Source organism: Glycomyces luteolus, assembly GCF_027622875.1.
Classification (GTDB): Bacteria; Actinomycetota; Actinomycetes; order Mycobacteriales; family Micromonosporaceae; genus Glycomyces; species Glycomyces luteolus.
The window spans coordinates 355,766-381,963 of sequence record NZ_JAPZVP010000002.1 but is presented as its reverse complement, the minus strand read 5'-3'; the positions used below and the strand labels follow the sequence as shown (position 1 = coordinate 381,963).

Genomic DNA, 26,198 nt, shown 5'->3' with positions numbered 1-26,198 from the left:
CACGCTCTGGCCTGCATAGACTGACGCTCCGTGCCGATCGAGGAGGGCGCCGAGTGGCCGCAATGGACATCGTGATCCGGGGAGCCGAGGTCGCCGACGGGACCGGCTCGCCGCTGTACCGGGCCGAGGTCGGCATCAAGGACGGCCGCATCGCCGCGATCGCCGAGCGCCTCGAAGGCGAGCGCGGGATCGACGCGGGCGGCCTCGTCCTCTCCCCCGGGTTCATCGACATGCACGCCCACTCCGAACTGGCGCTCCTCGCCGACCACGACCACCTCGCGAAGCTCGGCCAGGGCTGCACCCTCGAGGTGCTCGGCCAGGACGGCCTCTCGTACGCGCCCGTCGACGAGGCCACCGCGCCGCTGATGTGGGAGGCGATCGCCGCGTGGAACGGCCGCCTCGACGTCGACTACGACTGGCGCACGGTCGGCGAGTACCTCGACCGCCTCGATCAGGGCGTCGCCGCGAACGCCGCCTACCTCGTCCCGCACGGCACCGTGCGGATGCTCGCGATGGGCTGGGAGGACCGCGAGCCGACGCCCGCCGAACTCGAGGTCATGAAAGCCCATGTCGCCCAAGGCATGGAAGCGGGCGCGCTCGGGCTCTCGGCCGGTCTGAGCTACGCGCCAGGCATGTACGCGAAGACCGGCGAGCTGGTCGAATTGTGCAAGGTGGTCGCGGGCTACGGCGGCTACTTCAGCCCCCACCAGCGCAGCTACGGCGCGGGCGCGATGGAGGGCTACGCGGAGATGATCGAAATCGGCCGCGCCTCGGGCTGCGCCCTGCATCTCGCCCACGCCACCCTGAACTACCGCGTCAACGAGGGCCGGGCCGCCGAGCTCCTCAAGCTCGTCGACGAAGGGCTCGACGAGGGCCTGCCGATCAGCTTCGATTCGTATCCGTACCTGCCGGGCATGACGATGCTCGCGGCGCTGCTGCCGAGCTGGTCGCTCGCGGGCGGCTACGGGGCGCTGCAGGAGCGGCTGGCGGACGCCGGGAACCGCGCCCGGATCGTGCGCGAACTCGACGTCGAGGGCACCGACGGCGCGAACGGCGTCCCGGTCGACTGGTCCAAGATCGAGATCGCCGGGGTCGCCGATCCGCGGCTGCGCGGGCTCGTGGGCCGCCGCGTGAGCGAGGCCGCCGAGGGCCGCCGCCCGGCCGAGTTCTTCCTCGACCTCATCGTGCGCGACGAGTTCGGCACCGCCTGCCTCCTGCACGAGGGCAACGAGGAGAACGTGCGCGCGATCATGCGCCACGGCGTCCACACCGGATCGACCGACGGCGTCCTCTCCGGCGAGAAGATCCACCCGCGCGCCTGGGGATCCTTCGCGCGCTACCTGGGCCATTACACCCGCGAACTCGGGCTCATGACCGTCGAGGAATGCGTCGCGCACCTGAGCGGGCGCCCGGCGGCCGTCCTCGGCCTGAAGGACCGGGGTCTGGTGAAGGAGGGGTACGCGGCCGACCTGGTGCTGTTCGACCCGCAGACCGTGGACGCTCGCGCCACGTTCGCAGAGCCCCGCCGGCAGGCGGCCGGGATTCCGTACGTGTTCGTCAACGGCGCCTTGGCGATAGCGGAAGGGCGGCGGACCGGTGACCTCTCCGGTCGCTCGATCCGCCGCCCCGCCCGTTGAGGAAGCCGGGTCAGCCCTGTGCCGCGACGGAGAGGTCCTGCCAGTCGGCCCAGGTCTTGAGCCGGTCGGCATAAGCCTGCTGGACCATCGGGTAGAAGCCGGTGCCGAACAGGATCCGCACCGGCGGGTTGTCGTCGTCGGCGAGTTCGAGGAGCGCCCGCGCGGCGGCGGCCGGGTCGCCCGCGGGCTGCTTGCCCGCGAATCCCGCGAGGCGTGCGCGGAGCCCGTCGTAGGCGGGGTGCTTCTCGGCCATGTGGCCGTTGTTGAGCGGGTCGGGGTTCTGGCCCTGCCGGGTGGCGAACCCGCCGGGCTCGATGATGGTGACCTTGATGCCGAACTCGGCGACCTCCTGCGCGAGCGCTTCGTTGAAGCCTTCGAGGGCCCACTTCGAGGCGCTGTAGGCCGCGCCGAGCGGAACGGTGATCAGGCCCGCGGCCGAGGACAGCTGGAAGATCCGCCCGCCGCCCTGCTCGCGCAGGTGCGGCAGCACGGCCTGGACCACCCAGGCGGCGCCGAACACGTTGGTCTCCATCTGATCCCGCAGTTCGGCCTCGGTGAGTTCCTCGACGGCGCCGATCTGCGCGTATCCGGCGTTGTTGACGACCACGTCGATGCGGCCGAAGTGCGCGACGGCCCCCTCGACCGCGGTGAAGACCGCGGCCCTGTCGGTGACGTCCATCGCGAGGGGCAGGATCGCGTCGCCGTAGGTCTCGACGAGACCGGCGAAGCCCTCGGTGCTCCGGGCGGTGGCGGCGACCTTGTCGCCGCGCGACAAGGCGGCCTCGACGAACTGGCGACCCAGGCCGCGGGACGAACCGGTGACGAACCAGACCTTGCTCATGGCCGTATCTCCTTCTCCATCAGTGGATGACGTGCGTTCGGTACTTGAACCGAACGGACGCCGAATCCCTGACGGAAACCCGCTATGAACCACGTCACCGGCGCGGTCTCGCGGGGTTGCACGCGCTGAGGGGCGGCGGACCGGTGGTTTGACCCCGGCTTCCGGTCCGCCGCCCCGGTACTGCACCGGCGCCCCGCCGAGACACCGACGTTCCGTCGTAGAACGCACGGTCGGGACGCCGGACGCCTCCTACTTCAGGCCGGAGGTCGAGAACCCCTGCACGAAGAAGCGCTGGAAGAACAGGAACATCATCAGCACGGGCAGGATGAACAGAGTGCTGCCCGCGGCGAGCAGGTTCTGCACCGGGAAGCCCTTCTCGTTCACGTACCCGGCGGTCATCGCGACCGCGAGCGTGGTCCGGTCGGAGCTCAGCAGCAGGCTCGGCGCGATGAAGTCGCCCCAGGCGGCGGTGAACGTGAGCACCATGCAGGCGGCGAGCATCGGCCCGGACTGCGGGAGGAAGATCTGCCAGAAGATCCGCACATGGCCGCAGCCGTCGAGGATCGCGGCCTCCTCCAGTTCCTTCGGGATGCCGGTGAAGAACTGCCGGAACAGGAAGATCATGAACGCGGCGCCGGAGAGTCCCCACAGGATCCAGGGCACGTACGTGTCGACCAGGCCCGCTTTGGCGAACATCAGGTAGGTCGGGATGAGCGTGATGATGCCCGGCATCATCATCGTCGAGATGAGCAGGCCGAACCAGAACTTCTTGCCCGGAGCGGAGAGCCGCGCGAAGCCGTACGCCATCCACGCCGAGGAGATGGTGGTGAGCACCGCCGAGAGCGTCGACAGGATCAGCGAGTTCCGCGCGTAGCCGAGGAAGTCGATGAACGTGATCGCGTCGATGTAGTTGTGCCACTGCGGCACCGAGGGCAGCAGCTGGACCGGGAAGACCGACAGCTCGTTCGGGGCCTTGAGCGAGGTGAGGATGAGCCACCCCAGGGGCCCGGAGAAGATCACCGCGAGGATGACCAGGCAGAGGTAGAAGGCCGTGACGCGGGCCCGGCGCGCGATGAGCTCGGTCATTCCTTAGTCCTTGCGTTCCGAGGGGTCGACGCCGCCGTAGAAGACGGCCCGGTTGCCGATCTTGAACACGATGGCGGTGATGAGCAGCACGAAGATGAACAGCACCCACAGCAGCGCTGAGGCGTATCCGAAGTGGCTCTTGGCGAAGTACTCGGCGTAGACGTGCACCATGAACAGGTAGTTGCCCTCGGGCACGGCCGTGACGGCGGCCGCGCCGTTGACCGGCGCGAGCAGCAGGGACGGCACGAACACCTGGAGCGAGCCGATCACGCCGGTGACCACCTGGAAGAAGATGATCGGGCTGAGCAGCGGCAGGGTGATCCTGAAGAACGAGTGGACCGGACCCGCGCCGTCCACTTTGGCCGCCTCGAGCAGTTCCCGCGGCACGTCCTGCAGGGCCGCGAGGGAGACGATCATGGAACCGCCCACGCCCCACAGGATCATGAAGATCAGCACCATGCGCACGTACGGGTCGGCGAGCCACGAGACCGGCTCGCCGCCGGCGGCGCCGATCGCGGCGTTCGCGAAGCCCGCGTTCTTGTCGAAGATGATCTTGAACGTCAGGGCCGCGGCCACGCCGGGCACGACGGCGGGCAGGTAGAACAGGGCCCGGAACAGCGCCCTGCCCCGGAAGTCGCGGTTGAGCATCACCGCCATCGCCAGGCCCGCCGCCACGCCCGTGGGCACGGTGGCGAGCATGAAGATCATGGTGCGGCCCAGGGAGGCGATCGTCTGCTGGTCCTGGAAGACCCGCACGTAGTTGTCGATGCCCACATAGGACCAGTTCGGGGAGAGCCCGTCCGTGTTGGTGAGGCTCATCCAGAACGCGTAACCGAGCGGGAAGACCGTGAGCAGCAAGAACCCGGCGATCCAAGGCCCCACGAACAGGTAGAACGTCCGGGGGCGGGTCCCCGCCCGGCCGCGCTTCGCGCGCGGCCGGGCGGTCCCGGGGGAAGACTCCCGCGACGCTTCGGTGAGCGTTGCGGTCACTTGACCAGCTCCTTGCCTTCGGCGAGCAGGGCGTTCATGTCGGTCTGGAGGGTGTCGCCGAGCGACGCGGCGGTCGCGTCGCCGTTGATCGCGTCGGGCAGGTACTGGTTGAGCACCGCGTCGAGCGCCTCGACCTTGACGTACGGGGAGAACGACAGGACCTTGAAGTAGTCCGCCTCGGCCTCCTGGACGGCGAGCGCCTGCTCCTGGGCGGGCGTGCCCGTGGGCAGGTCGGCGCGCAGCGAGAGGAGGCTCGGCATGCCCCAGCCGCCGACGGCGCGGTCCTTGGCGGGCTGGCCGCCCATGAACCACTCGAAGAGCTTCCAGGCGTTGTCGTGGTTCTTGGAGGCCTTGGGGATCCAGTACCCGGTGGCGCCGAAGCAGGCGCTGATGCGCTCGGAGCCCATGGTCGGCGCGGGGGCCAGGCGCGAGGTCTCGGCGAGCGCGGCCTCGGCGGCGATCGCGCCGCCGAACCAGTAGCCGGACCAGGACATGGCGAGGCGGGAGGTCTGGTACGGGGGCCAGTCCCAGCCGTCGGCGTTGGGCTCGACGGGGCTGAAGCCGACGCGGGCGCGGGCGTACTCGAGGTACCAGGAGAGGGCCTTCTGGGCCTCGGGCGAGGAGAAGTCCACAGTGGCCAGATCCTCGGCGAACAGGCTGCCGCCCGCCGTGGCGGTCATGTTGGCCAGGCTGATGAACAGGCCCAGGCCGCCCGCGGAGAGCCCGTAGACGGTGGTGGTGTCGCCGTCCTTCTGGGTGAGTTCCTTGCCCATGTCGAGCCACTGGTCGAAGGTGACGGGCTCGGTGTCGGACGGGTAGGCGACGCCCGCGGCGTCCAAGAGCGCGGTGTTGTACCAGAACATGGCGTCCTGGGAGTAGTCCTTCGCGAGGCCGTAGCGCGGGCCCTGGCCCTGCACGCTGCCGTCGTAGCGCCACACGTCGTTGATCGGGTCGATGTCGTCCTCTTTGAGCAGTTCGCTCGAGGCGAAGTAGTCGTCGAGGGGGAGCGCCAGGTCGCGGGCGACGATGTAGGGCGTCTCGACGGCGCCGAGGCCGCGGACCAGGTCCGGGGCGGTGCCGCTGGCGAGCATCGCGGTGAGCTTGGTCGTGTCGACCTCGATGCGCTTGATCTTGAGGCCGAGCGCCTGCTCCGCGGCCTTGATGTCGATCTCGTTCTCCGGCGCCATGACCGTGAGGGTGTTGCTGCCGCCGCCGCCCCCTCCTGCCGAAGGGGCGCAAGCGGAAAGGGCTCCGGCACCGGCTGCCGCCGCCGCTCCGAGGGCCGAGCCGCGCATCAAGGTACGGCGGGACAACGGCGTCCCGAGGGATCCACGCATGGGGTTTCGCCTTTCAAGGAAGGGGTACGAAAAGTCTGTTGACGAAGGCTAGCTCCGCTCACATAAGTACGTCAATAGTCTTGACAAAGATTTATGAGCGGCCTGTATGATCGGCGCATGCCCCGGACGAAGAGCGGATCCCTCCAGTCACTGCGCCGGGCGAACCAGGAACGACTGCTGACTCTCTTGCTGCGCAAGGGACCCACGCACCGCGCCGAACTCGCCCGCCGCGCCGACCTGTCCCGCACCACCGTGTCGACCATCGTTACCGAATTGATGGCTCGCGGCCTGGTGGTCGAGCAGGACGGCGACCCCGACGGCGACGGCCGCGCCAAGGAGACCCTCGCGGTCAACCCCGGCGCCGCCGTCGCGCTCGGCCTCGACTTCACCTTCGACCACGTCTGGGTGCACCTCTCCGACTTGGCGCACAACGAGATCGCGGGCGCCGGGCGAGCGGTGGACCCCGATCTCGGCTGGGCCGAGCGCATCGACGTCGCCGCCGACCTCCTCGAGCGCCTCATCGCCGAGCACGGGCTCGACCGCGGCCGGATCGTGGGCGCGGGCGTCGGCCTGCCCGGCCCCATCGAGAAGGCCACCGGCATCGTCTCCACGTCGCTGCCCGACCAGCCCTGGTCCCATGTGCACGCAGCGGACGAATTCCAGCGCCGCCTCCGGCTGCCCGTCGCCATCGAGAACAACACCCGGCTCGAAGCCGTCGCCGAGGCCTACAGCGGCGCGGGCCGAGGCATCCGCGACCTCATGTACGTGGGCCTCTCGAACGGCATCGCCGCCGGGCTCATCCTCGACGGCCGGGTCTTCCGCGGCGCGGTCGGCGCCGCCGGGGAACTCGGCCATACCACGATCAATGTGGACGGACCGGCCTGCCCGTGCGGCAACCGCGGCTGCCTCGTCCTCCACGCCGGCATCCCCGCCGTCCTGGGAGCGCTGCGACCTCACCTGGGCGCCAAGGCGACCGTGGAAGACGTGCTCGCCGCCGCAGCAGCGGGCGACCGCGCCTGCGAAGGCGTGCTCGCCGACGTCGGCCAGATGACCGGCCGCGTCCTCGCCAGCCTCTGCAACCTCCTCAACCCCGAACGCATCGTCGTGGGCGGCGAACTCGCCCGCGCCGGCGAAGTGCTCCTCGACCCGCTGCGCACCGCGATCCGCCGGTACGCGCTCACCCTCGTGCGCGAGGTCGACGTCGTCCCCGCCGCCCTCGACCTCGGCGCCCGCGCCGGAGCCGTCGGCGGCGCCGCCCTCATCCTGCGCGAACGCCCCGGCCTCGCCTCCGCGCTCGTCGAGCTCACCGAGCCCGCCCGGAAGCCAGCCGAACCCGCCCCGATAGGGCGATAGGGTCGGCCGCATGAATCGATTCGAGGGCAAAGTCGCTGTCGTCACCGGCGGCGCCATGGGCATCGGGGCCGCCACCGTGCAGCGGCTCGCGAGCGAGGGCGCGGTCGTGTACCTCGCCGACATCGACGGCGAAGCCGGCGCGCACGTCGTCGCGGAGACCGAGGGCACCGTCCACTTCGTCCATTGCGATGTCGCGGAGTCCGCGCACTGGAACGCCCTCACCGCGCGGGTGATGGACGAGCACGGGCACGTCGACACCCTCGTGTCGAACGCCTACGCGCTCCGCCACGGCGCGGCCCACGAACTGCCCGAAGCCGACTGGGGCCTCGTGCTCGACGTGACCCTCAAGGCCACCTACCTCGGCGTCGCCGCGCTCGCCGAACCCCTCACGGCCGCATGCGGTTCCGTCGTCGCCGTCTCCTCGGTCCACGCCCACGCGTCCATGCCCGGCTTCACCGCCTACGCCGCCGCCAAAGGCGGCCTCAGCGCGCTGGTGCGCCAGCTCGCCGTCGAATACGCCCCGGCCGTGCGCGTCAACGCCGTCGCGCCCGGCCCCATCCGCACCCGGCAATGGGACCCCGTGCCCCCCGCGGGGCAGGCCGAAGAGGCCGGGCGCACCCTCGCCGGACGCCTCGGCAGGCCCGAGGAGGTCGCCGCCGCGATCGCCTTCCTCGCCTCCGACGAGGCGGCCTACATCACCGGGGCCGAACTCCCCGTCGACGGCGGCCGACTCGTCAGGCTCGCCTGACCGCACAAGCTCCACAAGAGATAGAGGTTCCCTTGAACATCGCCAGAATCGAGACCTTCTTCGTCCGGCCCCGATGGCTCTTCGTCCGCGTCGAAACCGACGACGGCCTCGTCGGCTGGGGCGAACCGATCGTCGAAGGCCGCGCCGAAGCGGTCGCCAGCGTCGTCGAAGCGCTCGCGGACCGGCTCATCGGCACCGACGCCTCGCGCATCGAGGACCACTGGCAGGTCATGACCAAGGGCGGCTTCTACCGCGGCGGGCCCGTGCTCTCCAGCGCCGTCGCCGGCATCGACCAGGCCCTGTGGGACCTCAAGGGCAAGGCCCTCGGCGTGCCCGTGTACGAGCTGCTCGGCGGCGCCGTGCGCGACAAGGCCCGGGTCTACACCTGGATCGGCGGCGACTCCGCGCAGGCCCTCGCCGAGGACGCCCTGCGCGCCAAGGCGAACGGCTTCGACGCCGTCAAATGCAACGGCTCGGCCCAGCTCGGGCCGATCGAGACCGCCGGGCAGGTGCACCGGATCGTCGACCAGTTCACGGAGCTGCGCTCGGCGGTCGGCGACGACTTCGACTTCGCGATCGACTTCCACGGCCGCTTCTCGACCGCCATGGCCCGGCGCGTGCTGCCGCTGCTGGAGCCGCTGTTCCCGCTGTTCGTCGAGGAGACGGTCCTGCCGGAGTTCTCCCGCGACCTGGCGCAGGTCACGGCCGGCACGTCGATCCCGATCGCCACCGGCGAGCGGCTCTACTCCCGCTGGGACTACCGCGACGTGCTCTCCACGGGCATCGCCGTCGCCCAGCCGGACCTCTCGCACGCGGGCGGCATCTCCGAGGTCCGCCGCATCGCGGCCATGGCCGAGGCCTACGACGTCGCGCTGGCCCCGCACTGCCCGCTGGGGCCGATCGCGCTCGCAGCGAGCCTGCAGGTGGACTTCGCGTCGCCGAACTTCCTCATCCAGGAGCAGAGCCTCGGCATCCACTACAACGAGGGCAACGACCTCCTCGACTACCTGGTCGACCCGGCGGTCTTCGCGTTCACGGACGGCTATGTGCAGCGCCCGACCGGACCCGGCCTGGGCATCGACATCGACGAGGCGGCGGTCCGCAAGGCCGCCAAGGACCCCCACCGCTGGCGCAACGAGATCTGGCGCCTCAAGGACGGCTCCTTCGCCGAGTGGTGAACCCGTAAGCGCACGGGCAAGGCCCCTGCCTCGCGGCAGGGGCCTTGCCCGGTCTGGTTACTCGAAGCCGCCGAAGTCGCCTCCGCCGAAGTCGCCGCCGCCGAAGTCCCCGCCTCCGTAATCGCCGCCGCCGGCGTCGCCGCCGTCAGCGCCCGCGTCACCGGCATCGCCGCCGGCCTCGCCACCGCTCTGGTCGCCGCCTTCGACGGCGCCCATCGCATAGGCAGGCGCGATCATCGCGTCGAAGACCATCATGCCGACGAACACGCCGGCCGCGCCCGCGAGCGCGGGCTGCCACCAGGGCGTGTTGTACCAGCCGGCGGGCACGGGACGGCCGTCGACGCGGCCGCCCGGGTAGTAGTGGCGGTTCTCGTCGCTCGGGTCCGGGGAGCCGGTGTAAGTGCGGCCCTCGACCTCGGCGCTGACCGGCTCGGTGAGCGCGCCGGTGCGGCGCTTGCCGACCAGTGACGGCACTTCGGGCCCGGGGTCGAGATCCATGGCGGTGCGCGCGGCCCGCACGTAGAGCAGGCCTTCGATGGAGGTCTCGGCGACGAGCCGGTACTGGTTGATCGTGCGCGCCGATTCGAGCTGGGAGCCCGCGGCGGTGTAGCGCTCGCCGGCGTCGGCGAGGGCCTGACCTGCGGGGAGATTGTCGCCCGGGGCGACGAGGTTCATGGTCTGGCCGCCGAGGCGCTCGTAGAGGCGCCTCGCCTCGGCTTCGGCGTCCGCGAGTTCGGCCTGCGCTCGCTTCTTGTTGGATTGCACCACGAAGAAGATGACGACGATCGCGACCACCAGCAGGGTCAACCACAGCTCCATGTACCGACTGTACCCGCGGCGGCCCGCCTAGACTGGCCCGTATGACCTGGGTCCTATTGGCGGTGGTGTGCCTGGCCGCGGGCGCTTTCGGCGGCTGGTTCGCGGGCCGGTCGCGGCAGGCGGCCGAGCTGGCGGCGGCCAAAGCGCGCCTCGAGGCCGCTGCGGACAACGAGCAGCGGCTCGAGTCGACGCTGAAGGCGGTCGCGTACGAGGCGACGGACCATTCGCGGCAGGCCGTGGGCCAGGTGCTCGCGCCGATCGCAGAGACGTTGGCACGTTATGAGACGCGGCTCGGCGACGTGGAGCGGGCCCGCGTGGACGCTTACGCGCAGTTGCGGATCCAGCTCTCGGGGGTCGCGGAGACCTCGGAGGACCTGCGGGAGCAGACCGGGCGGCTGCTGGGGGCGCTGCGGTCGCCGCAGGTGCGCGGCCAGTGGGGCGAGGTGCAGCTGCGGCGCATCGTGGAAGCGGCCGGGATGGTCGAGCACTGCGACTTCTCCGAGCAGCACGCGGGCATGGTCGACGGGCGGGGGGTGCGCCCCGACCTGGTGGTGCGGCTTTCAGGCGGCCGGACCCTGGTGGTCGACGCGAAAGCGCCGCTCCAGTCGTACCTGCAGGCATTGGAGTCCGAGGACGAAGCGGGGCGGGACCAGCTCCTGCGAGTGCACGCGAAGCACCTCCGGCGGCACGTGGAGTCCTTGGCGGGTAAGGAGTATTGGCGGGCGTTCGAGGACACGCCGGAGATGGTGGTGCTGTTCGTGCCCGCCGACGCGTTCCTCGACGCGGCTCTCCGGGGCGACCCCGCGCTCTTGGAGGACGCGTTCGCGCGCGGCGTCGTGATCGCCTCGCCCGCGACGCTGATGGCGCTGCTGCGGACCGTGGCGCACACGTGGCGGCAGGAGGCTTTGGCGTTGCACGCCAAGGAGGTGCACAAGCTGGGGCGGGAACTGCACGAGCGGCTCGGCGCGGTGGCGGGGCATTTCTCGCGGCTGGGCTCGTCGCTGGAGGCGGCGGTGGGCTCGTACAACGCGGCGGTCGCGAGCGTCGAATCGCGGCTGCTGGTGACCGCGAGGCGCTTCAGCGAGCTCGAGGTCGCGGGAGACCCGCCGGAGTCTCCGGCCCCGGTGATCACGCCGACGCGGAAGCCGATGTGGGACGCTGCCGAGGACGCGCGCCCCTAGGGCAGTCCCCCGCCCTCCCAGGGGGGCGTCCCCTGCACAAGCGTGACGCGCGGGTCCGACAGGAAACCGCTGTTCTTACCGTCGTAAAGAGAAATGTCACCCGAAAGAGGGCGCGAGCACTCAGGCGCGGCCGGCGGCCTTGAGGTCCTTGGCGAGTTCGCGCGGGAGGGAGAAGGCGATCTTCTCGGTCACCGGCTCGAACTCCTCCACGCTCGTGAAACCGCGCTCGGCCAAGTGGGCGAGCACGTCCTGCACCAGGTTGTCCGGCACCGAGGCACCCGAAGACAAGCCCACAGTGGACGCGCCCTCCAGCCAGGCCTCGTCGATCTCGTGCGCGAAGTCGATCAGGTGCCCGGTCTTCGCGCCGTGCTGCACGGCGACCTCGACCAGGCGCACCGAGTTCGAGGAGTTCTTGGACCCGACCACGAGCATGACGTCGCAGTCCGCCGCGATGTCCTTGACCACCTGCTGGCGGTTCTGGGTCGCGTAGCAGATGTCGTCGCTCGGCGGGTTCTGCAGCATCGGCAGGCGCTTCTTGAGCCGGTCGACGGTCTCCATGGTCTCGTCGACCGAAAGCGTGGTCTGCGAGAGCCACACCACTTTCTCCGGGTCGCGGATCGTGATCCCGTCGACCGAGTCCGGCCCGTCGACGAGCTGGATGTGCTCGGGGGCCTCGCCGGAGGTGCCGATGACCTCCTCGTGGCCGTCATGGCCGATGAGCAGGATGTCGAAGTCCTCCTCCGCGTACCGCCGCGCCTCCTTGTGCACCTTGGTCACCAGGGGGCAGGTCGCGTCGATCGCCTTCAGGCCGCGCTCGGCGGCCTGGTCGTGCACCTCGGGCGCCACGCCGTGCGCCGAGAAGACCACCACCGACCCCGGCGGCACCTCCGCGTTCTCCTCCACGAAGACCGCGCCCTTGCCGGCGAGCGTCTCCACGACATGCCGGTTGTGCACGATCTCCTTGCGCACGTACACCGGAGCGCCGTAGAGCTCCAGCGCCTTCTCGACGGTCACCACGGCCCGGTCCACGCCCGCGCAGTACCCGCGCGGCTTGGCCAACAACACTCGCTTCGGGTCTGCCACGCCTCGATGGTATCCGGCCGCCCGGTTTCGTCACACCCTGCAGTTAGTCTGGCCACGTGACCGACGCAGCGAGCAGCGCCACCGGCAGCACCGCCGGCCGCAGTGACCCTGGCCGCCCCGGACCCGCCACCGGCCCGGGCGCGCCGATGAGCGCCGAGAACCCGTGGCCGCTGAGGGTGGTCTCGAAGAAGATCGGCGACTGGCTCGCCCGCCTCGGCGAGGTGTGGACCGAGGGCCAGATCACCGAGATCAGCCACCGCGGCCGCACCGTCTACCTGACGCTGCGCGACCCGTCCGCCGAGGTCTCGATGCGGGTCGTCGACTTCACCGGCGCCGTCGCCGCCTGCGACCCGCCGCTGCGCGACGGCGCGCAGGTCGTCATCCGCGCCCAGGCCCAGTGGTGGGACAAGAACGGCTCGCTCTCGCTGCATGTGCGCGAGATCCGGCAGGTCGGGCTCGGCGAGCTCCTCGCCCGCCTCGAACGCCTCAAGAAGCTGCTCGCCGCCGAGGGCCTGTTCGCGGCCGAGCGCAAGAAGCCGCTCCCGTTCCTGCCCTACCGGATCGGGCTCATCACCGGCCGCGCCTCCGACGCGATGCGGGACGTGCTGAAAAACGCCCAGGCGCGCCTCCCGGCCGCCGACTTCGAGGTCCGCGAGGTCGCCGTCCAGGGCCCGCGCGCGGTCGCCGAAGTGTGCGCGGCGCTGGCCGAGCTCGACCGGGACCCCGACATCGAGGTCATCGTGATCGCCCGCGGCGGCGGTTCGATGGAGGACCTGCTGCCGTTCTCAGACGAGACGCTGTGCCGCGCGGTCGCCGAGGCCGTGACGCCCGTGATCTCCGCGATCGGGCACGAACCGGATACGCCGATCCTCGACTACGTGGCCGACTGGCGCGCCTCGACCCCCACCGAGGCCGGGAAGAAGGTCGTCCCCGACCTCGCCGAGGAGCAGCGCGGACTGAACATCTGCCGCACCCGGCTGCGGCAGGCGCTGAACGCGATGCTGACCCACCAGTCGGACGCCTTGGCGGCCATGCGAGCCCGCCCGGTCCTGGCCAGACCCGAGACGATGCTCGAGACGCGGAGCGAGGCGGTCGCGAACCTGACGCACCGGATGCGGTCGCGGGTGGATTCGCGGCTCGAGCGGTCGACCGACGATCTGGAGCACCTGCGGGCGCGGCTGCGCACGCTGTCGCCGCAGTCCACACTCGACCGGGGCTACGCGATCGTCACCGACACCGAGTCGGGGGCGGTGCTGCGGGAAGCGGCGGCCGCCGGAGAGGCCATCGAAGTGCGGCTGGCGGCGGGATCGCTGCGGGCCGCGGTCGTGCACACAAGGGAGGACGGGTAGTGAGCGAAGAACAGCTGACGTACGAGGAGGCGCGGGCCGAGCTCGTGGCCACGGTCGAGCGGCTCGAGACTGGCGGCGCCACGCTCGAGGAGTCGCTGCAGCTCTGGGAGCGGGGCGAGAAGCTCGCCGACCTGTGCCAGTCGCACCTCGAAGGCGCGAGGGCGAGGCTCAAGGCCCGGACCGAACCCGGAGTCGCGGACGAGGACTAAGCGCCCGCGGCTGCCGCCACGCCTTCGGCGAGCTCCGGGAGCTCGCCGGCGCCGTCGGCTTCCGCGCTGAGGACGACGGTCTCGCCGCCGATCTCGGCGACCCAGGTCTCGCTGTCATCCGATTCGTATGCGGCCCATTCGATCCCGGCCGCCTCGACCGGGGTGCCGGCGCCCGTGAGGTCCTCGTTCACGTCGGCGGCCGTGCCGTTGGTCTCCGAGAGCTGGAGGCCGTGGCCATCGGGCGAGTAGTAGCCGGTCCTGAGCACGACCTGCTCGCCGTCGACGGCGAGGTCGGTCGAGATCGCCTTCCACTCCTCGGAGAGCTCAGGCTCGATCGCGGCCAGGCCGAGGCTCGCCGCGGTCGAGTGGTTCTCGGTCGTGTCGACCACGCTGACCTGCCGGTCCGAGGCCACCCACTCCCAGCCGACGTAGAACAGGCCGATCGGCACCAGCAGCACCGCCATCGACATCGCCATGTCGCGCATCCGCCGCTGCTTCGGGCGCGCGGACCTGGCCGCGTCGGCGTTCGCGGCGGCGGCATCGGCAGGGCCGCGCTCGGCCGCAGCCGCGGCGGCGCCGTCTTCAACCTCGGCTTCGACCTTGACCTCTTCGGTGGACATGACCCCATCCTGAACGACCGCCCCACCGCCCGGCGCACCGCCCCGCCCCGGCGTGGCGCACGAGGCCCGCCGCGATCGGACCTCGACCTGCGCCGCACGCCAGCGACCCGGCGCCACCCGATCCCGACACGACCCGGACGCGCCCGCCCACCACGACGCGAATCCGACTTCCGCCCCGCCTGACCCCTGCAATACCCTCTCCGCAGCGGCAACCGCGCCCGACGGAAGGAGCCCCCGTTGATCCTCGTGGCAGGCGAGAACCTCATCGACCTCGTCCCAGCCCCCGGCGGCCAGCTCCGCCCGACCTGCGGCGGCGGCCCGGCGAACACCGCCGTCTCGCTCGCGCGGCGCGGCATCCCGACCGCGCTCGTCGGGGCCGTCGGCGGCGATCACTTCGGCCGCCAGATCTGGCGCCGCCACATCGCCGCAGGCGTCCGCCGCGACTGGCTGCTCCGCACCGACCTGCCCTCCACCCTCGGCCTCGCGATCGTCCACGAGGACGGCAGCGCCGAACACGACTACTGGACGACCGGGGCCGCCGACTTCGCCTGGGAGGGCCGGGCCCTGCCGAATCCCGACCCGGCCCAGATCGACCTCATTCACTTCGGGTCTCTCGCCGCCTACATCGAGCCCTCCGCCCGCGCCATCGAGCACTGGGTGAACCGCGCCCGCCGCGCCGTCCCGATCACGTTCGACCCGAACATCCGCCTCGGCGCCATGGGCGACCGCGCGAAAGTGGTCGAACGCACCGAGCGCCTGGTCGGCCTCGCCAACCTCGTGCGCGTCTCGGAGCGCGACCTGGGCCGGCTCTACCCGGGCACCGCCGTCGACGAGATCGCCCGCAAATGGCTCGAAGCGGGCCCCGACCTGGTGGTCGTGACCCTCGGCGACGCCGGGTCGGTGGCGTTCCACCGCAACCACGTCACCGAGATGACGGCCGTGCCCGTGGACGTCGCGGACACGATCGGCGCGGGCGACGCGTTCACCTCCGGGCTCCTCGGCTGGCTCACCTCCGCGGGCTGGATGCGCCTCGACCGCCTCCCCGCCTGGGGCAACCAGGCCGTGGTCGCCGCGGCCCTGCGCTACGCGAGCCAGGTCGCCGCTCAGGCCTGCACGGTCCCCGGCGCGCCGTGACGCCCGTCGTTCACTGAGGCGAAACACGCCCCGAGTCGACATAAGATCGTGGTGTGCCTGCTCCCGAACTGCGGATCTGCCTCGACGAGTCCGACCTCGACGCGTCGCTCCGCCTCGATGTCCGGCGCGGCCTGACCTCGCACCCCAAGTACCTGCCGATGCGCCTGCACTACGACGGCCGCGGCTCCACCCTCTTCGCCGAGCTCACCCGCCAGCCGGAGTACTACCAGACCCGCAGCGAGCGGGCGATCCTCCACGACCGGGCCGGGGAGATCGCGGTCGCGCTCGGCACCGACCCGGTCTCGGTGATCGAGCTCGGCGCGGGCCGGGCCGAGAAGATCCGGCCGCTGCTCGGCGCGCTCACCGCAGCGGGGCGCCTCGACGCGTTCTGGCCTTTCGACGTGGCCGAAGGCGAGGTCCGGGATGTGCTGCTGGAGCTCTCCGCGGCCTACCCGGACGCCTACCTCGGCGGGATCGTCGGCGACTTCACCCGCCACCTCTCGCAGCTGCCCGACCACCACGACACGCGGCTCGTCGCGTTCCTCGGCGGCACCTTCGGGAACTTCTCCGGCATGGAGCGCAGCCAGTTCCTGCGCGACCTGCGCGAGGCCCTCCGCCCCGGCGACTGGTTCCTGCTCGGCGCGGACCTCGTGAAGGACCCGGACGTGATCCTCGCGGCCTACAACGACGCGGCCGGGGTGACGGCCGAATTCAACCGGCACGTCCTGTACGTCCTCAACCACCGCCTCGACGCCGACTTCGAACCCGATAACTTCGAGCACATCGCCTTGTGGGACAACGACACCGCCACCATCGACATGCGCCTCCGCGCCATGAAGCCGATGAAGGTGGACCTCGCGGCGCTCGCGATCGACGTCTCGTTCAGGGTCGGCGAGGAGATCCACACCGGCATCTCCACCAAGTTCGTCCGCGGCGAACTCGAGAACCAGCTCCAGGCCACCGGTTTCGAGACCACCCGCTGCTGGACCGACGAGCACGACTACATGGGCGTGTTCCTCGCCCAGGCGATCTGACGCGCCAGGAGTGCCCCCGGCGCCGCCGGATTAAGGTGGTCGGCATGGGAGAGATCGTGCTCATCCGCCACGGCGAGACCACCTGGTCGGCGTCGGGCCAGCATACGTCCGTGACCGACCTCGAACTCACCGAGAACGGTGTGTCCCAAGCGAAGGCGCTCGCACCGCTGCTCGCCGGACGCGAGTTCACCGCGGTCTGGTCGAGCCCGCGCAAGCGGGCCCTCATCACCGCGGACCTGGCGGGCCTCGCGGTCACCGCAGTCCTCCCGGACCTGGCCGAATGGGGCTACGGCGACTACGAGGGCCGCACCAGCGAGGAGATCGAGGCCGACGACCCGGGCTGGTCGCTCTGGACCGACGGCGGCAAAGGCCCCGGCGGCGAATCGGCCGAGGAGGTCGCCGCCCGCCTCGACCGCGCGCTCACCGAGGCCGAACCGCTGCTCGAACGCGGCGACGTCGCGTTCATCGCACACGGCCACAGCCTCCGCGTCGCGGCGGCCCGCTGGCTCGGCCGCCCGCCACGCGACGGCCGCGACTTCAAGATCGACACCGCCTCGATCGCCGCCCTCGGCTACGAGCACGGGCGCCACGCGATCACGCTCTGGAACCTCACCGCAGCGGCCGCGAACGGCGAATAGCCGCCGCGCACGGCGCTTCAGGGCCGCCAGATGACGACTCCGGTGGACACCTCGCGCTCCGAGAAACGCCCGTCGGGGGCCGCGTCGGCCAGCAGGTCACGGAGTTCGATCTCGAAGGCGGGCAGGCGTTCCCCGAACAGGTGCGGCGCTGAACTGGACAGCGAGAACACCGCAGAGACGATCGAGTCGACGCTCCGGTCGAAGATCCGGCCGTCGTCGACCTGGATGCGGGTCACCTTGGTGTACCCGGCCTGCCGCATGACGTCCTCTTCGCCGCCCACCGTGCCGTCCGGCAGAAAGCCCTGCCCTGCACGGCGAACCGGCCCGAGGTAGGCCGCGACCAGTTCGCTGATGCGGCCCCAGGGCGGGGCGGGATGCGGGAGCGACGCGGTGTCGTCCGCGCCTCGATGGGTGGTGGCGCCGACGTGGATCCAGTAGCCGTCGGGGTCGAGCAACTTGCGGACGCTGTCGGCCACGAGCAGGCGGTCCATCCAGTGGAAGGACTGCGCGAAGGCGACGACCTGGAAGACGCCCAGGTCATCAGGCAGTGCTTCGGCACGCGACTGCCGCCATTCGATATCCGTGAGTCCGGCTTCCTCGGCCCGCCGAGCGGCCTCGGCGATCATGCCCGCGTCCGGATCGACCCCCACAGTGGAGGCGAAGAGCGGAGCGAGCATGAGCGTCAGCGAGCCGGGGCCGCAGCCGACGTCGAGCAGCCGACCGGTGCCGTCGAGGCCAAGCGCTTCGCGCACGGCGGCAACGAGCGCGGTCGGATAGGGCATCCGGCCGACACTGTAGTGGGCGGCGCTGCCGGCGAAGAGGGTCTCGTCCCATTCCCATCCGGCGGCGTCAGTGGTCATTGGAGCGACTTCCATATCTCATCGGCGCCAGCATCGCCGATCACGCCGCCGATCGCCAGCGGTTTTTCCGACGACCCACGACTGAGACGTGGCCCACTCGGCTTCTGATAGGCTCCGGCACCCATGAGCCCTCCCCTCCTCTTGATCCGCTCAGCCTTGGTCCGTGTGCCCGCGCGTTTCTGGCTGCGGGCCTTCACGGTCGCCATCGCCGCCGACCTCTCCGCGATCACCTTCGGCGCGGACGCCCTCCGCTGGGCGAGCAAGCCCGCGCTGGCGCTTCTGCTGCTGGGCCACCTCATCGTCTCGACCCCGCCCGGCATGCGCCCGGCCCGCCTGTTCGGCATCGGCCTGCTCTTGGCGTGCGCGGCCGATATCGCGCTGCTGGTGGACGGCACGTCCGCTTTCCTGTGGGGCATGGGCTTGTTCGGCCTCATGCAGATCACGTACTTCGCGGTCTTCGTCCGCCTGGGCGGGCTGCCGCTGCGTCGCCGCTTCGTCGCGCCGGGCTGTTATCTGGCGGTCTGGTTGGGCGCCAACATCATCCTGTGGCCGCGACTCGGAGACCTGGCGGTGCCGGTCGCGGTCTACAGCCTGCTGCTGGTCGCGATGGCTGCGGAAGCAGTCGGCGTCAACCGTCTCGCCGCCGCCGGAGGACTCCTCTTCGTCGCCTCCGACCTCGTCCTGGGTCTGGGCGTAGCGGGAATCGACTTCGCCTTCCAGGACCAAGCGGTGATGGCCGCTTACGCGGCAGCCCAATTGCTCCTGACCCTCGGCACCATCAAGGCCCTGCCCGCCAAGGCTCCTGAATGACCTCGCTGATCAACATCGCCGCGATCCTTGTGTTCGCATTCCTCGTCGTCGCCATTGTGATGGTGGCGCTCCGTTTTCTGATCCCCTCGGAGCCCTATCGATCCAAGGGTGCCGAGCGATCGGCCGTCATCACCGCCCGCAATGTAGCGCTCGATGTCGTCTGTCTGCTGGCCGTGTTGGCGCTGGTGGGACTCTCCATCGAGATCCGGCTCGCCTACGGCGCGCCTTTCGGTTCGCGGGACCCGCAGACGGTCGAAGTGATCGAAGTCGGCGACTGCGAACGCGCTCCGCTCGGGTTCGGCATCGCCCGTGCCTGCGAGCTGTCTGCCTACCGCTATGTAGACGCTGACGAGAACTCCGCACCGTGGCCTCAGTCGATCGAAGTCGTCTCGGGCGATCCAGTGCGTCCCGGCGACCTGGTGGCACGTTATTCGTCCGCTGGTTGGAAGGATTTTCTGCTCCTCGGCTCCGGTGGTTCCCGGTGGCAGCCTGTATCAGCCGTGAATCGCCCCAGCATGGTATGGCTCCCCTCGGCGACCCTCATCGCGGCAACGATGCTCACCGCTGCGCTGCGAAGGACACGAAGGAGAATCCCGGCTCAATCCTCGACTGGCCAAGGGTCAGCCGAGCCCGCCTGACACTGTAGATCCGCTGCTGCGTCAGCGAGGGAGTGGCGGGAGGCTGCTCTGGAGCGGTTGGGCCCGGCCGGTCGTTTCGCCCCTGGGTTCAAGCGGGCGGCGATGGCGGGGTGGGAGTTCGCCTGGGGCGGCTGGCCGGGGCCGGGTCACCTTCGGGCCGACTTCAAACGGGCGGCGATGGAGGGACGGGAGTTCGCCTGGGGCCGCCGGTCGGGGCCGGGTTGTCTTTGGCGTGCGGTTCAGGCGGGCAGCGATGGAGAGGTGAATGGCTGCTCGGGGGTGCGTCGCCGGGGCGGGGCCGGTCGTCGCCACCCGGCAGACGATGCGGGCCGGGCGGGCGGGGCCGGTTGCCACTACCGGCCGGGCCGGGCGGATTCGAGCCGGTGCCGAAGCGACCGGGCGAGTCCGGCTCGAAGCCCGATGAATCGGGCCAGACTGCGGAGCGACAAAGTGGGAGGCGATGCCGGAGCCGTCAGCGGCGGGCATTGCCTCGGTCGCGGCTGCGGTGCGGGCCGTGCGCACGGTCGTGGTCGTCATGTCCTCTCGCCTCCTTCCCGCTACTCCTCGCGCTTCCCGTGCCTCGGCCTCCCTGGCCCAGGCTTCCGATTCAGGCTTCGGCTTTCGCCTGAGCCTGCGATCAGCGGCCCTGACCTTCACAGGCACCGGCCGCTAGACCCCTGCCGCCGAGACGTTTCGGGGCACCGGCCTCCAAGCCTTTGCCCCTCTTGCACATCGGGGCACTGGCCTCCAGACCCTCACTCCCACTTGCATATCGGGGGCGCTGGCCTCTGCTTCCTTGGCCCCTGGCTCCTGATCGTCCGATCGGGCCTGGGCCTGCCGGCAGGCACCGTTCAAGCGCCTGCCGCTGTCCGTCCCGGGTCTCGCCCCGGTCCGGGGGGTGCATGCCGTGTCCCCGTCCCTGCCAGGACAGTTCAACGGCTCATCGCAAAGGGCCGTGGCCGAGTGACGCCGGAGCTCCTCATGGCTCCGACACCGATCTCAACGTCCGTGCAATGCAGGCATATGGCCAGAGGCTTATGTCGTAGTCTGCTTACCACCATATCGTTCACCTACACGGATTCCGTATCCCTGTACGTACTCTCAATTATCCACGCCCCCAACCACTCCCGCATCACCCACACGCAGGGAAAACCCTCACATTCGGCGCCCCGGTCCCCCACCGGCCCAAGGGAAAAGGCCCTCCCTCAACCCACCCCTTCGTCGCCGCTCGCTTTGAGCTAAAGGAGCCAGATCCTCAAGCTCCAACACCCGCCCTAGGCGATATCGATCCGCGTAAGGCGCTGCGTGGCGCGGGTCAGCACCACGTAGGCGACACCGGCACCGTGGGATTGGGCGACGGCTTCGAGGTCGACGGCGATGACGGCGTCCCATTCGAGGCCCTTCGACTCCAAGGGGCCCACAAGGGTGACGCGGCCGTCGTGGACGATGTCGCCGAGCTCCTCGTGGCGGTCGTACGGGGCGATGATGCCGACCGTGCCTTCGACGGCGGCAAGCGCCTGGACGACCGAGCCCGCGACCTCCGGCAGGAGCGCGTCGGCGGCCACGGTCTTCTCGGCGACCCGCACGCCGGTCTCGCGGACGGCTTCGGGGAGGTCGATGTTGCGCAGGCGCGGCTTGGCCCACTCGGCGGCGTACTCGAAGACCTCTTTGGAGTTCCGGTAGTTCTTGGTGAGGTGGAACTCGTGGAGGCGCCCGCTCGGGACGGCGCGGCGGCGGGCGTCGGCGCTCTCCCTCGGTCGCGGCCAGCTCGACTGGGCCTCGTCGCCGACGATGGTCCATCCGGCGCCGCGGCCGCGGCGGCCGAGCATGCGCCACTGCATGGGCGAGAGGTCCTGGGCCTCGTCGACGATGACGTGCGCGTAGTCCTCGTAGAACGCGTCGCGCGCCTGCCGTTCGGGCCGGTCGTAGTAGCGGTCCTGGACCGTGGAGACCTCCTGGATGCCCTCCCACGAGCGGATGCGGTCGCGGCCCCGCGGCTGGGGCTTCACGCCGAGGAGGATGCGCAGCTCGTCGAGGAGTGCCACGTCGGGGATCGAGAAGTCGGGCTCGCTCAGCGAGGCGGCGACGCCTTCGATGGCCTCCTTCTTCAGGTGCCCTTCGGCGGCGGAGGCGAGGCGGCGGAGGTCGCCGCCCCAGCCGAGCACGTCGGCGGGGTCGAGGTCGGGCCACCAGTGGTCGAGGAAGGTGAGGAACTCGCCGCGGGAGCCGACGTCGCGGGAGAACTTCGCCGGCTCGGCGTCTTCGATGACCGGTTTGATCTTGCGCCACAAGGCGACCAGGAGGGCGCGCCCGGCCTCGGTCTTGGCGAGGTTGGGGCGCGGCTCCTTCTCGAAGACGCGCGCGCGGGCGGCCGCGAGTTCGGCGGCGTCGAGTTTGAACACGTCGCCGCGGTAGACGATGCGCAGTTCGCTGGGCGCGCCGGGCGGGGTCTGACGGACGAGGCGGCGCAGGATCGGGAGCATCACGGTGCCGCCCTTGACCGCCGCGACCTCGGGCCGGTCCTGGCGGGTCGCTTCGACCCCGGCGTACAGCTCGCCGAGGGAGTACAGGGCGGCGGTCTCCTCGCCGAGGCTGGGGAGGACCCGCCCGATGTACTTCATGAACACGGCCGAAGGGCCGACGACGAGGATGCCGGCGGCTTCGTAGCGGCTGCGGTCCTGGTAGAGGAGGTACGCGGCGCGGTGGAGAGCGACGACGGTCTTGCCGGTGCCGGGCCCGCCGGTGATGATGGTGGCGCCGCGGCCGGGCGCGCGGATGGCGGCGTCCTGCTCGGCCTGGATCGTGGCGACGATGTCGCGCATCCGCCCGGTCCGCTTGCGGCCCAATGCGGCCATGAGCGCGCCGTCGCCGATCACGGGGAGGCGGCCGGCGGCGTCCTCATTGAGCAGGTCGTCGCTGATCTCCTCGACGGTGCGGCCGAAGGAGCGGATGACGCGGCGGCGCGCCACCTCCTGCCGGTCGACGGCGGTGGCGCGGTAGAACGGGGCGGCGGCGGGCGCGCGCCAGTCGACCAGGAGGGTGCGGTACTCCTCGTCGCGCACGCCGAGGCGGCCGACGTGGCGGACCTTGCCGTCGTCGAAGTCGAGGCGTCCGAATACGAGGCCTTCATGCTGGGAGTCGAGGTCGGCGATGCGGCGGGCGGCCTGGTAGACGAACACGTCGCGTTCGTACCGCGCACCGGGCACGGTGGCAGCGAGGTGGGCGTACCCGGAGTCGCGGTTGCCTTCGGCTTCACCGCGGAGCACGTCGACGCGCGCGTACACGCGGTCGACGAAGTGCTGTTCGATCGCGATTTCCTGCTCGGGGGTGCTGGCGGGATCGGGGACGGGGACGGCGTGCGTCGTGTCGACGTCCTGATCCTGCCGGACGTCTGCGGGGCCTGTTTCCTGGGACACTGCGCTCCTCGCTCGAATTCGGGAACGCACCAGCCTAGCGCGTCGCGGCGACACCCGTCCGCCGATCATGGACTAGGGAGTGCTCGCCCACCTCTACGGCTGCGCGGGCCACACCCGGTACATCCACGAGTAGTCGTCGTCGATCTCGTCGAACCCGAACTGCCGGTAGAGGCCTTGGGCGTCGCCGGTCGCGAGCAGCACCCGCTTGAGGCCCATCCGCTCGGCCTCCGCCGTGATGTGCGCGATGAGCCGCTTGCTCAATCCCCTGCCTCGGGCCTCGCGGTCCACGTAGACGTCGCTGAGCCATCCGAAGTACGCGTGGTCGGTGACGAGCCGCGCGAACGCGAGCTGGCGGCCGTCCGCGTCGTAGAGCCCGAACGGGAGCGAGTGGTCGATGGCCAGGTCGCTGCGCTCGCGGGTGCGGCCCATGGCCCAGTAGGTGTCGGTGGAGATGACCTTGTGGATCCACTCGCGGTCGAGGCGGTCGGGGTCGGAGGAGATCGTGTACTCGTCGCTCATCGCCCCAACCTATGCCCGCCGGTCAGGCCGCGCCAGCCGAAATCCGGCCGCTTCCCATGCGGCGCAGGTAGATCTCGATGAACAGCAGGTTGAGCACGATCGAGCCGACGATCGCGGCCGTGTACGCGACGCTGAAGAGCGCCTCGAAGTCGCTGCCGTAGAAGCCGTCGAGCAGCGGGAGTTGCACGGCGATGAACAGCCCCAGGTAGACCCGCAGCATCACGGCGGCGAAGGTCGCGGCCATGCTGCGCAGCATCCACCGCTCGTGCGCGGCGAAGTCGCGCGCCCGCACGGCCCGGTAGGCGCGCACGGCGGTGTAGAGCCAGAACACGTCGAGGAAGACGAAGCAGACGAGTGCGATCGGCCCTGCCGTGGTCAGCACCGCCACGACGATGCCGGTGAGCGCGCCCGGGAGGATGCCGCCGAGCAGGTAGAGGCGGCCGAGGGTCCGGTGGACCTTCGGGTGCTTCCGGCGGATCGAGCCGAAGAACTGGAAGGGCCCCACCAGGAGCGCGACGCCCCCGGCGGCGGCGTGGGCGACGAGGATCGGCAGGTGGACCGGCACGTTCTCGCGGATGCCGACGCGCGGTTCCATCCCCGCGAGGTAGGGCGGCACCGCACTGAGGACGATCGCGACGCTGGCGACGGCGACCACGACGACGGCGATGCGGCCGCGGCGCCGCCGTTTCAAGGCGGCCTGGTGCGGGGCGGTGAGGGTGGCGCTCATGAGGGGTGCTCCTTGTATCGTGAGCGAAACTATCGATAGTGAAACTATCATTAAATCGACCGGGTCACAACCGCGGCTCGGGTAAGAAGGACGCATGCGAATCGGTGAGCTCAGCGCCAGGACCGGGGTCCCCGTGCCCACGATCAAGTACTACGTGCGCGAAGGCCTCGTCTCCGGCGGCGAACGCACCAGCCACAACCAGGTCAGCTACGGCGAGGAGCACGTCCGGCGCCTGCGACTGGTGCGCTCCATGGTCGAGACCGGGTCCCTGCCGATCGCCAAGGTCCGCGAGGTCCTCGCCGAGGTCGAGGACCCGAGCCGCGACCTCGACAGCGCGCTCGGCGTCGCCAGCCGGGCCCTCTCGAGCCACCGGGTGCCCGACGACTCCCCGGACGAGGCCCACGTCGCGACGGCGCTGGCCATCGTGCGGCGGCGCGGCTGGGACCGGATACCCCCCGAGCACGGCTACATCCGCGCCCTCGCCGACGTCATCGCCCGGCTCGAGCAATTCGGCATCGGCGAGCTGGCCGAACTGGAGGACCGCTACGCGCGCGCGGCCGAACAGGTGGCCGAGGCGGACATCCGGCTCCTGATGCGGCGCGGGGAGCGCGACGAAATTCTTGAGACGATGATCGTCGGAACGGTGCTCGGCGACGCCCTCTTCGAGATCCTGCGGCGCATCGCCCAAGTCGAGATATCCGGCCGCGAATTCAAGCGCGATGCCGAAGGGACCGAGGCGAAGCAGCCCGAACGCGAGAAGGAATTATTCACTAGGGACGAATCTGCCAGGCGGTCCACGCCCGACCCCGCCGCCATTCATGCGTAAATAGCAATGTCTGCATTTGTCGTGTTTGCGACTGTGCAAGTCGATTGGGCGGTTCTACGCTCATTTCACGCACCCCGGTGGCGCGGCGGCAAGGAACAAGCCTGCTCGACCAGAGACTTTGCCGCCATCACCAGGAGGCCGTCCGACGAAGTGGGGTAGTCGAGACGGCCGGCGGCGGGGCTCCAACTACCTGGCCTGGAGCCCCGCCGCTCATCCGTGCTCGGACGCCGGCTCGGCCGGCTACGGGCGGTGGAGCCAGGTCAGGAGTTCTTTCGGGGCCATCGACTCGATGCGCCGCTCGTAGGCCGCGAATTCCTCCGGTGTCAGGAGTTCGGCGGCCGAGCCTGAAGTGCCCCTTCGGAAGAAGGCGTCGCGGCTGCGGAACAGGCCGGCCGGGTCCGGGGCCACCTGGTCGGCCTTCGCCTTCATTTCGCCGAAAGTCGCGGCCTTGACGAGTTCGGGCCAGCGCGTTTCGTCCACTTCGATGTCGAGCCAGGCCGCGATGCGGCGCATCTCGCCTTCGAGGTCGGCGGCGAGGTCGGCGTAGTGGACGAGGAGGAGGTTGGATTCGGCGCGGCGTCTCCAGGCGTCGCTGAGGTGGGCCATGACGCCGGGGAGCATGTCGGGGGCTTCACGCGGGTCGTTCTCGGAGAGGGTCCAGGCGACCAGCCATTCGTGGAGTTCGGGGCGCGGTCCCCGTTTGGCTTCGGGGACGGGCTCGCCGGTGAGTTCGGCGACGCGTTCGCGGATGATGTTGTCGCCCTGGTGGTAGAGCAAGACGGCGGCGTCGAGCGGGTGGCGGGCGACCACGATGTAGCGGGCGGCCGGGTGCACGGGGATGCCGTCGAGCGGGGTGTGCGTCTTGATGAACCGGCGGTGGCGCTGCGCTTCGAGCCGCGCGAACACGGTTGCTTTGGGCGCGATGGTCCAGTCGAGCCAGGGGGAGAGTTCGGTGAGCGGCGCGGGGAGGTCGGGGGTCTGGAAGACGAGGAGGGCGCAGATCATCTGCGTCCAGGTCGTGCCGTGTTTGGAGCGGGTGCTGAGGATGATGTCGCCGTCGCGGAGGGGGAAGTCGAGCCAGCGGTGGCTGTCTTCCATTTCTGATACGTATCGGTGGGGAAGCACCGGAAGAGTTTAGGGCGGCAGCGGATGGGGCGCAAAGATT

25 protein-coding genes are annotated in these 26,198 nt (G+C 70.5%); 13 read left to right on the top strand and 12 right to left on the bottom strand.

Annotation, left to right across the window (positions count from 1 at the left end):
* Positions 1-62: 62 nt before the first annotated feature.
* A complete protein-coding gene (locus O1R50_RS03755; protein WP_270108571.1) occupies positions 63-1,637 on the top strand; it encodes an N-acyl-D-amino-acid deacylase family protein in 1,575 nt (524 codons plus the stop codon).
* A 10-nt stretch (positions 1,638-1,647) separates the two neighbouring features.
* Here the strand turns inward: O1R50_RS03755 and O1R50_RS03750 are convergent, their stop codons facing one another.
* The 4 genes from O1R50_RS03750 to O1R50_RS03735 all read right to left on the bottom strand — a co-directional run bounded on the left by O1R50_RS03750 (position 1,648) and on the right by O1R50_RS03735 (position 5,741).
* Positions 1,648-2,478 carry an SDR family NAD(P)-dependent oxidoreductase gene (locus tag O1R50_RS03750; RefSeq protein WP_270108525.1) on the bottom strand — a complete coding sequence of 277 codons (831 nt, stop codon included), beginning with the start codon at positions 2,476-2,478 and terminating at the stop codon, positions 1,648-1,650.
* A 249-nt stretch (positions 2,479-2,727) separates the two neighbouring features.
* Complete coding sequence (locus tag O1R50_RS03745; RefSeq protein ID WP_270108524.1) at positions 2,728-3,564, bottom strand: carbohydrate ABC transporter permease; 837 nt, start codon at positions 3,562-3,564, stop codon at positions 2,728-2,730.
* A gap of 3 nt (positions 3,565-3,567) precedes the next feature.
* Positions 3,568-4,554, bottom strand: coding sequence for a carbohydrate ABC transporter permease (locus O1R50_RS03740; protein ID WP_270108523.1), 987 nt, complete (start codon positions 4,552-4,554; stop codon positions 3,568-3,570).
* Positions 4,551-5,741 (bottom strand): extracellular solute-binding protein, encoded by a 1,191-nt coding sequence (locus O1R50_RS03735; RefSeq protein ID WP_270108522.1) that lies wholly within the window; start codon positions 5,739-5,741, stop codon positions 4,551-4,553. The genes O1R50_RS03740 and O1R50_RS03735 overlap by 4 nt, the downstream gene beginning before the upstream one ends.
* A gap of 267 nt (positions 5,742-6,008) precedes the next feature.
* Between O1R50_RS03735 and O1R50_RS03730 the strand changes: the two genes are divergently transcribed.
* From O1R50_RS03730 to dgoD, 3 genes are read left to right on the top strand one after another with little or no spacing between them, the layout of a single operon-like run.
* Complete coding sequence (locus tag O1R50_RS03730) at positions 6,009-7,244, top strand: ROK family transcriptional regulator (RefSeq protein WP_270108521.1); 1,236 nt, start codon at positions 6,009-6,011, stop codon at positions 7,242-7,244.
* Between the two features lie 10 nt (positions 7,245-7,254).
* Complete coding sequence (locus tag O1R50_RS03725) at positions 7,255-7,992, top strand: SDR family NAD(P)-dependent oxidoreductase (RefSeq protein ID WP_270108520.1); 738 nt, start codon at positions 7,255-7,257, stop codon at positions 7,990-7,992.
* Positions 7,993-8,024: 32 nt separating this feature from the next.
* Positions 8,025-9,170, top strand: coding sequence for a galactonate dehydratase (dgoD, locus tag O1R50_RS03720; protein ID WP_270108519.1), 1,146 nt, complete (start codon positions 8,025-8,027; stop codon positions 9,168-9,170).
* A 57-nt stretch (positions 9,171-9,227) separates the two neighbouring features.
* Here dgoD and O1R50_RS03715 read toward each other — a convergent pair whose 3' ends face one another.
* Positions 9,228-9,989, bottom strand: a complete 762-nt coding sequence (locus O1R50_RS03715) for a hypothetical protein (protein WP_270108518.1) — start codon at positions 9,987-9,989, stop codon at positions 9,228-9,230.
* A 41-nt stretch (positions 9,990-10,030) separates the two neighbouring features.
* Between O1R50_RS03715 and O1R50_RS03710 the strand changes: the two genes are divergently transcribed.
* Complete coding sequence (locus O1R50_RS03710) at positions 10,031-11,170, top strand: DNA recombination protein RmuC (protein ID WP_270108517.1); 1,140 nt, start codon at positions 10,031-10,033, stop codon at positions 11,168-11,170.
* A 120-nt stretch (positions 11,171-11,290) separates the two neighbouring features.
* Here O1R50_RS03710 and O1R50_RS03705 read toward each other — a convergent pair whose 3' ends face one another.
* Entirely contained in the window at positions 11,291-12,253 is a 963-nt protein-coding gene (locus tag O1R50_RS03705) for a 4-hydroxy-3-methylbut-2-enyl diphosphate reductase (RefSeq protein WP_270108516.1), read from the bottom strand.
* Between the two features lie 146 nt (positions 12,254-12,399).
* On the opposite strand from O1R50_RS03705, the gene xseA reads away from it, so the two are divergent.
* Both xseA and O1R50_RS03695 read left to right on the top strand, forming a co-directional pair.
* Positions 12,400-13,602, top strand: a complete 1,203-nt coding sequence (gene xseA / locus O1R50_RS03700) for an exodeoxyribonuclease VII large subunit (protein WP_408612594.1) — start codon at positions 12,400-12,402, stop codon at positions 13,600-13,602.
* Complete coding sequence (locus O1R50_RS03695) at positions 13,602-13,811, top strand: exodeoxyribonuclease VII small subunit (RefSeq protein ID WP_270108514.1); 210 nt, start codon at positions 13,602-13,604, stop codon at positions 13,809-13,811. Before xseA ends, O1R50_RS03695 begins: the two co-directional genes overlap by 1 nt.
* Here the strand turns inward: O1R50_RS03695 and O1R50_RS03690 are convergent.
* The gene (locus tag O1R50_RS03690; protein ID WP_270108513.1) at positions 13,808-14,431 is read right to left on the bottom strand and encodes a DUF4245 family protein; all 624 of its coding nucleotides are present in this window, start codon (positions 14,429-14,431) and stop codon (positions 13,808-13,810) included. The genes O1R50_RS03695 and O1R50_RS03690 overlap by 4 nt on opposite strands.
* 246 nt (positions 14,432-14,677) lie before the next feature.
* On the opposite strand from O1R50_RS03690, the gene O1R50_RS03685 reads away from it, so the two are divergent.
* From O1R50_RS03685 to O1R50_RS03675, 3 genes are read left to right on the top strand one after another with little or no spacing between them, the layout of a single operon-like run.
* A complete protein-coding gene (locus O1R50_RS03685; protein WP_270108570.1) occupies positions 14,678-15,565 on the top strand; it encodes a carbohydrate kinase family protein in 888 nt (295 codons plus the stop codon).
* A 53-nt stretch (positions 15,566-15,618) separates the two neighbouring features.
* Positions 15,619-16,599: an L-histidine N(alpha)-methyltransferase gene (gene egtD, locus O1R50_RS03680; RefSeq protein ID WP_270108512.1), complete on the top strand. Its 981-nt coding sequence runs from the start codon at positions 15,619-15,621 to the stop codon at positions 16,597-16,599.
* 44 nt (positions 16,600-16,643) lie between these two features.
* The gene (locus O1R50_RS03675; RefSeq protein ID WP_270108511.1) at positions 16,644-17,237 is read left to right on the top strand and encodes a histidine phosphatase family protein; all 594 of its coding nucleotides are present in this window, start codon (positions 16,644-16,646) and stop codon (positions 17,235-17,237) included.
* A gap of 17 nt (positions 17,238-17,254) precedes the next feature.
* Here O1R50_RS03675 and O1R50_RS03670 read toward each other — a convergent pair whose 3' ends face one another.
* Positions 17,255-18,097: a class I SAM-dependent methyltransferase gene (locus O1R50_RS03670; protein WP_270108510.1), complete on the bottom strand. Its 843-nt coding sequence runs from the start codon at positions 18,095-18,097 to the stop codon at positions 17,255-17,257.
* Positions 18,098-18,220: 123 nt separating this feature from the next.
* Here O1R50_RS03670 and O1R50_RS03665 point away from each other — a divergent pair, with 123 nt between their 5' ends.
* Complete coding sequence (locus O1R50_RS03665) at positions 18,221-18,907, top strand: lysoplasmalogenase family protein (protein WP_270108509.1); 687 nt, start codon at positions 18,221-18,223, stop codon at positions 18,905-18,907.
* A complete protein-coding gene (locus tag O1R50_RS03660) occupies positions 18,904-19,545 on the top strand; it encodes a hypothetical protein (RefSeq protein ID WP_270108508.1) in 642 nt (213 codons plus the stop codon). The genes O1R50_RS03665 and O1R50_RS03660 overlap by 4 nt, the downstream gene beginning before the upstream one ends.
* A gap of 1,274 nt (positions 19,546-20,819) precedes the next feature.
* Here the strand turns inward: O1R50_RS03660 and O1R50_RS03655 are convergent.
* From O1R50_RS03655 to O1R50_RS03645, 3 genes are all read right to left on the bottom strand, one after another.
* Positions 20,820-22,961, bottom strand: a complete 2,142-nt coding sequence (locus tag O1R50_RS03655) for a HelD family protein (RefSeq protein ID WP_270108507.1) — start codon at positions 22,959-22,961, stop codon at positions 20,820-20,822.
* A 93-nt stretch (positions 22,962-23,054) separates the two neighbouring features.
* Positions 23,055-23,480 carry a GNAT family N-acetyltransferase gene (locus tag O1R50_RS03650; RefSeq protein WP_270108506.1) on the bottom strand — a complete coding sequence of 142 codons (426 nt, stop codon included), beginning with the start codon at positions 23,478-23,480 and terminating at the stop codon, positions 23,055-23,057.
* A 22-nt stretch (positions 23,481-23,502) separates the two neighbouring features.
* Positions 23,503-24,207 (bottom strand): DUF2306 domain-containing protein, encoded by a 705-nt coding sequence (locus O1R50_RS03645; RefSeq protein WP_270108505.1) that lies wholly within the window; start codon positions 24,205-24,207, stop codon positions 23,503-23,505.
* 94 nt (positions 24,208-24,301) lie between these two features.
* Between O1R50_RS03645 and O1R50_RS03640 the strand changes: the two genes are divergently transcribed.
* Complete coding sequence (locus O1R50_RS03640) at positions 24,302-25,033, top strand: MerR family transcriptional regulator (protein WP_270108504.1); 732 nt, start codon at positions 24,302-24,304, stop codon at positions 25,031-25,033.
* Between the two features lie 240 nt (positions 25,034-25,273).
* Here the strand turns inward: O1R50_RS03640 and O1R50_RS03635 are convergent, their stop codons facing one another.
* Complete coding sequence (locus O1R50_RS03635) at positions 25,274-26,131, bottom strand: sulfotransferase domain-containing protein (RefSeq protein ID WP_270108503.1); 858 nt, start codon at positions 26,129-26,131, stop codon at positions 25,274-25,276.
* Positions 26,132-26,198 lie beyond the last annotated feature (67 nt).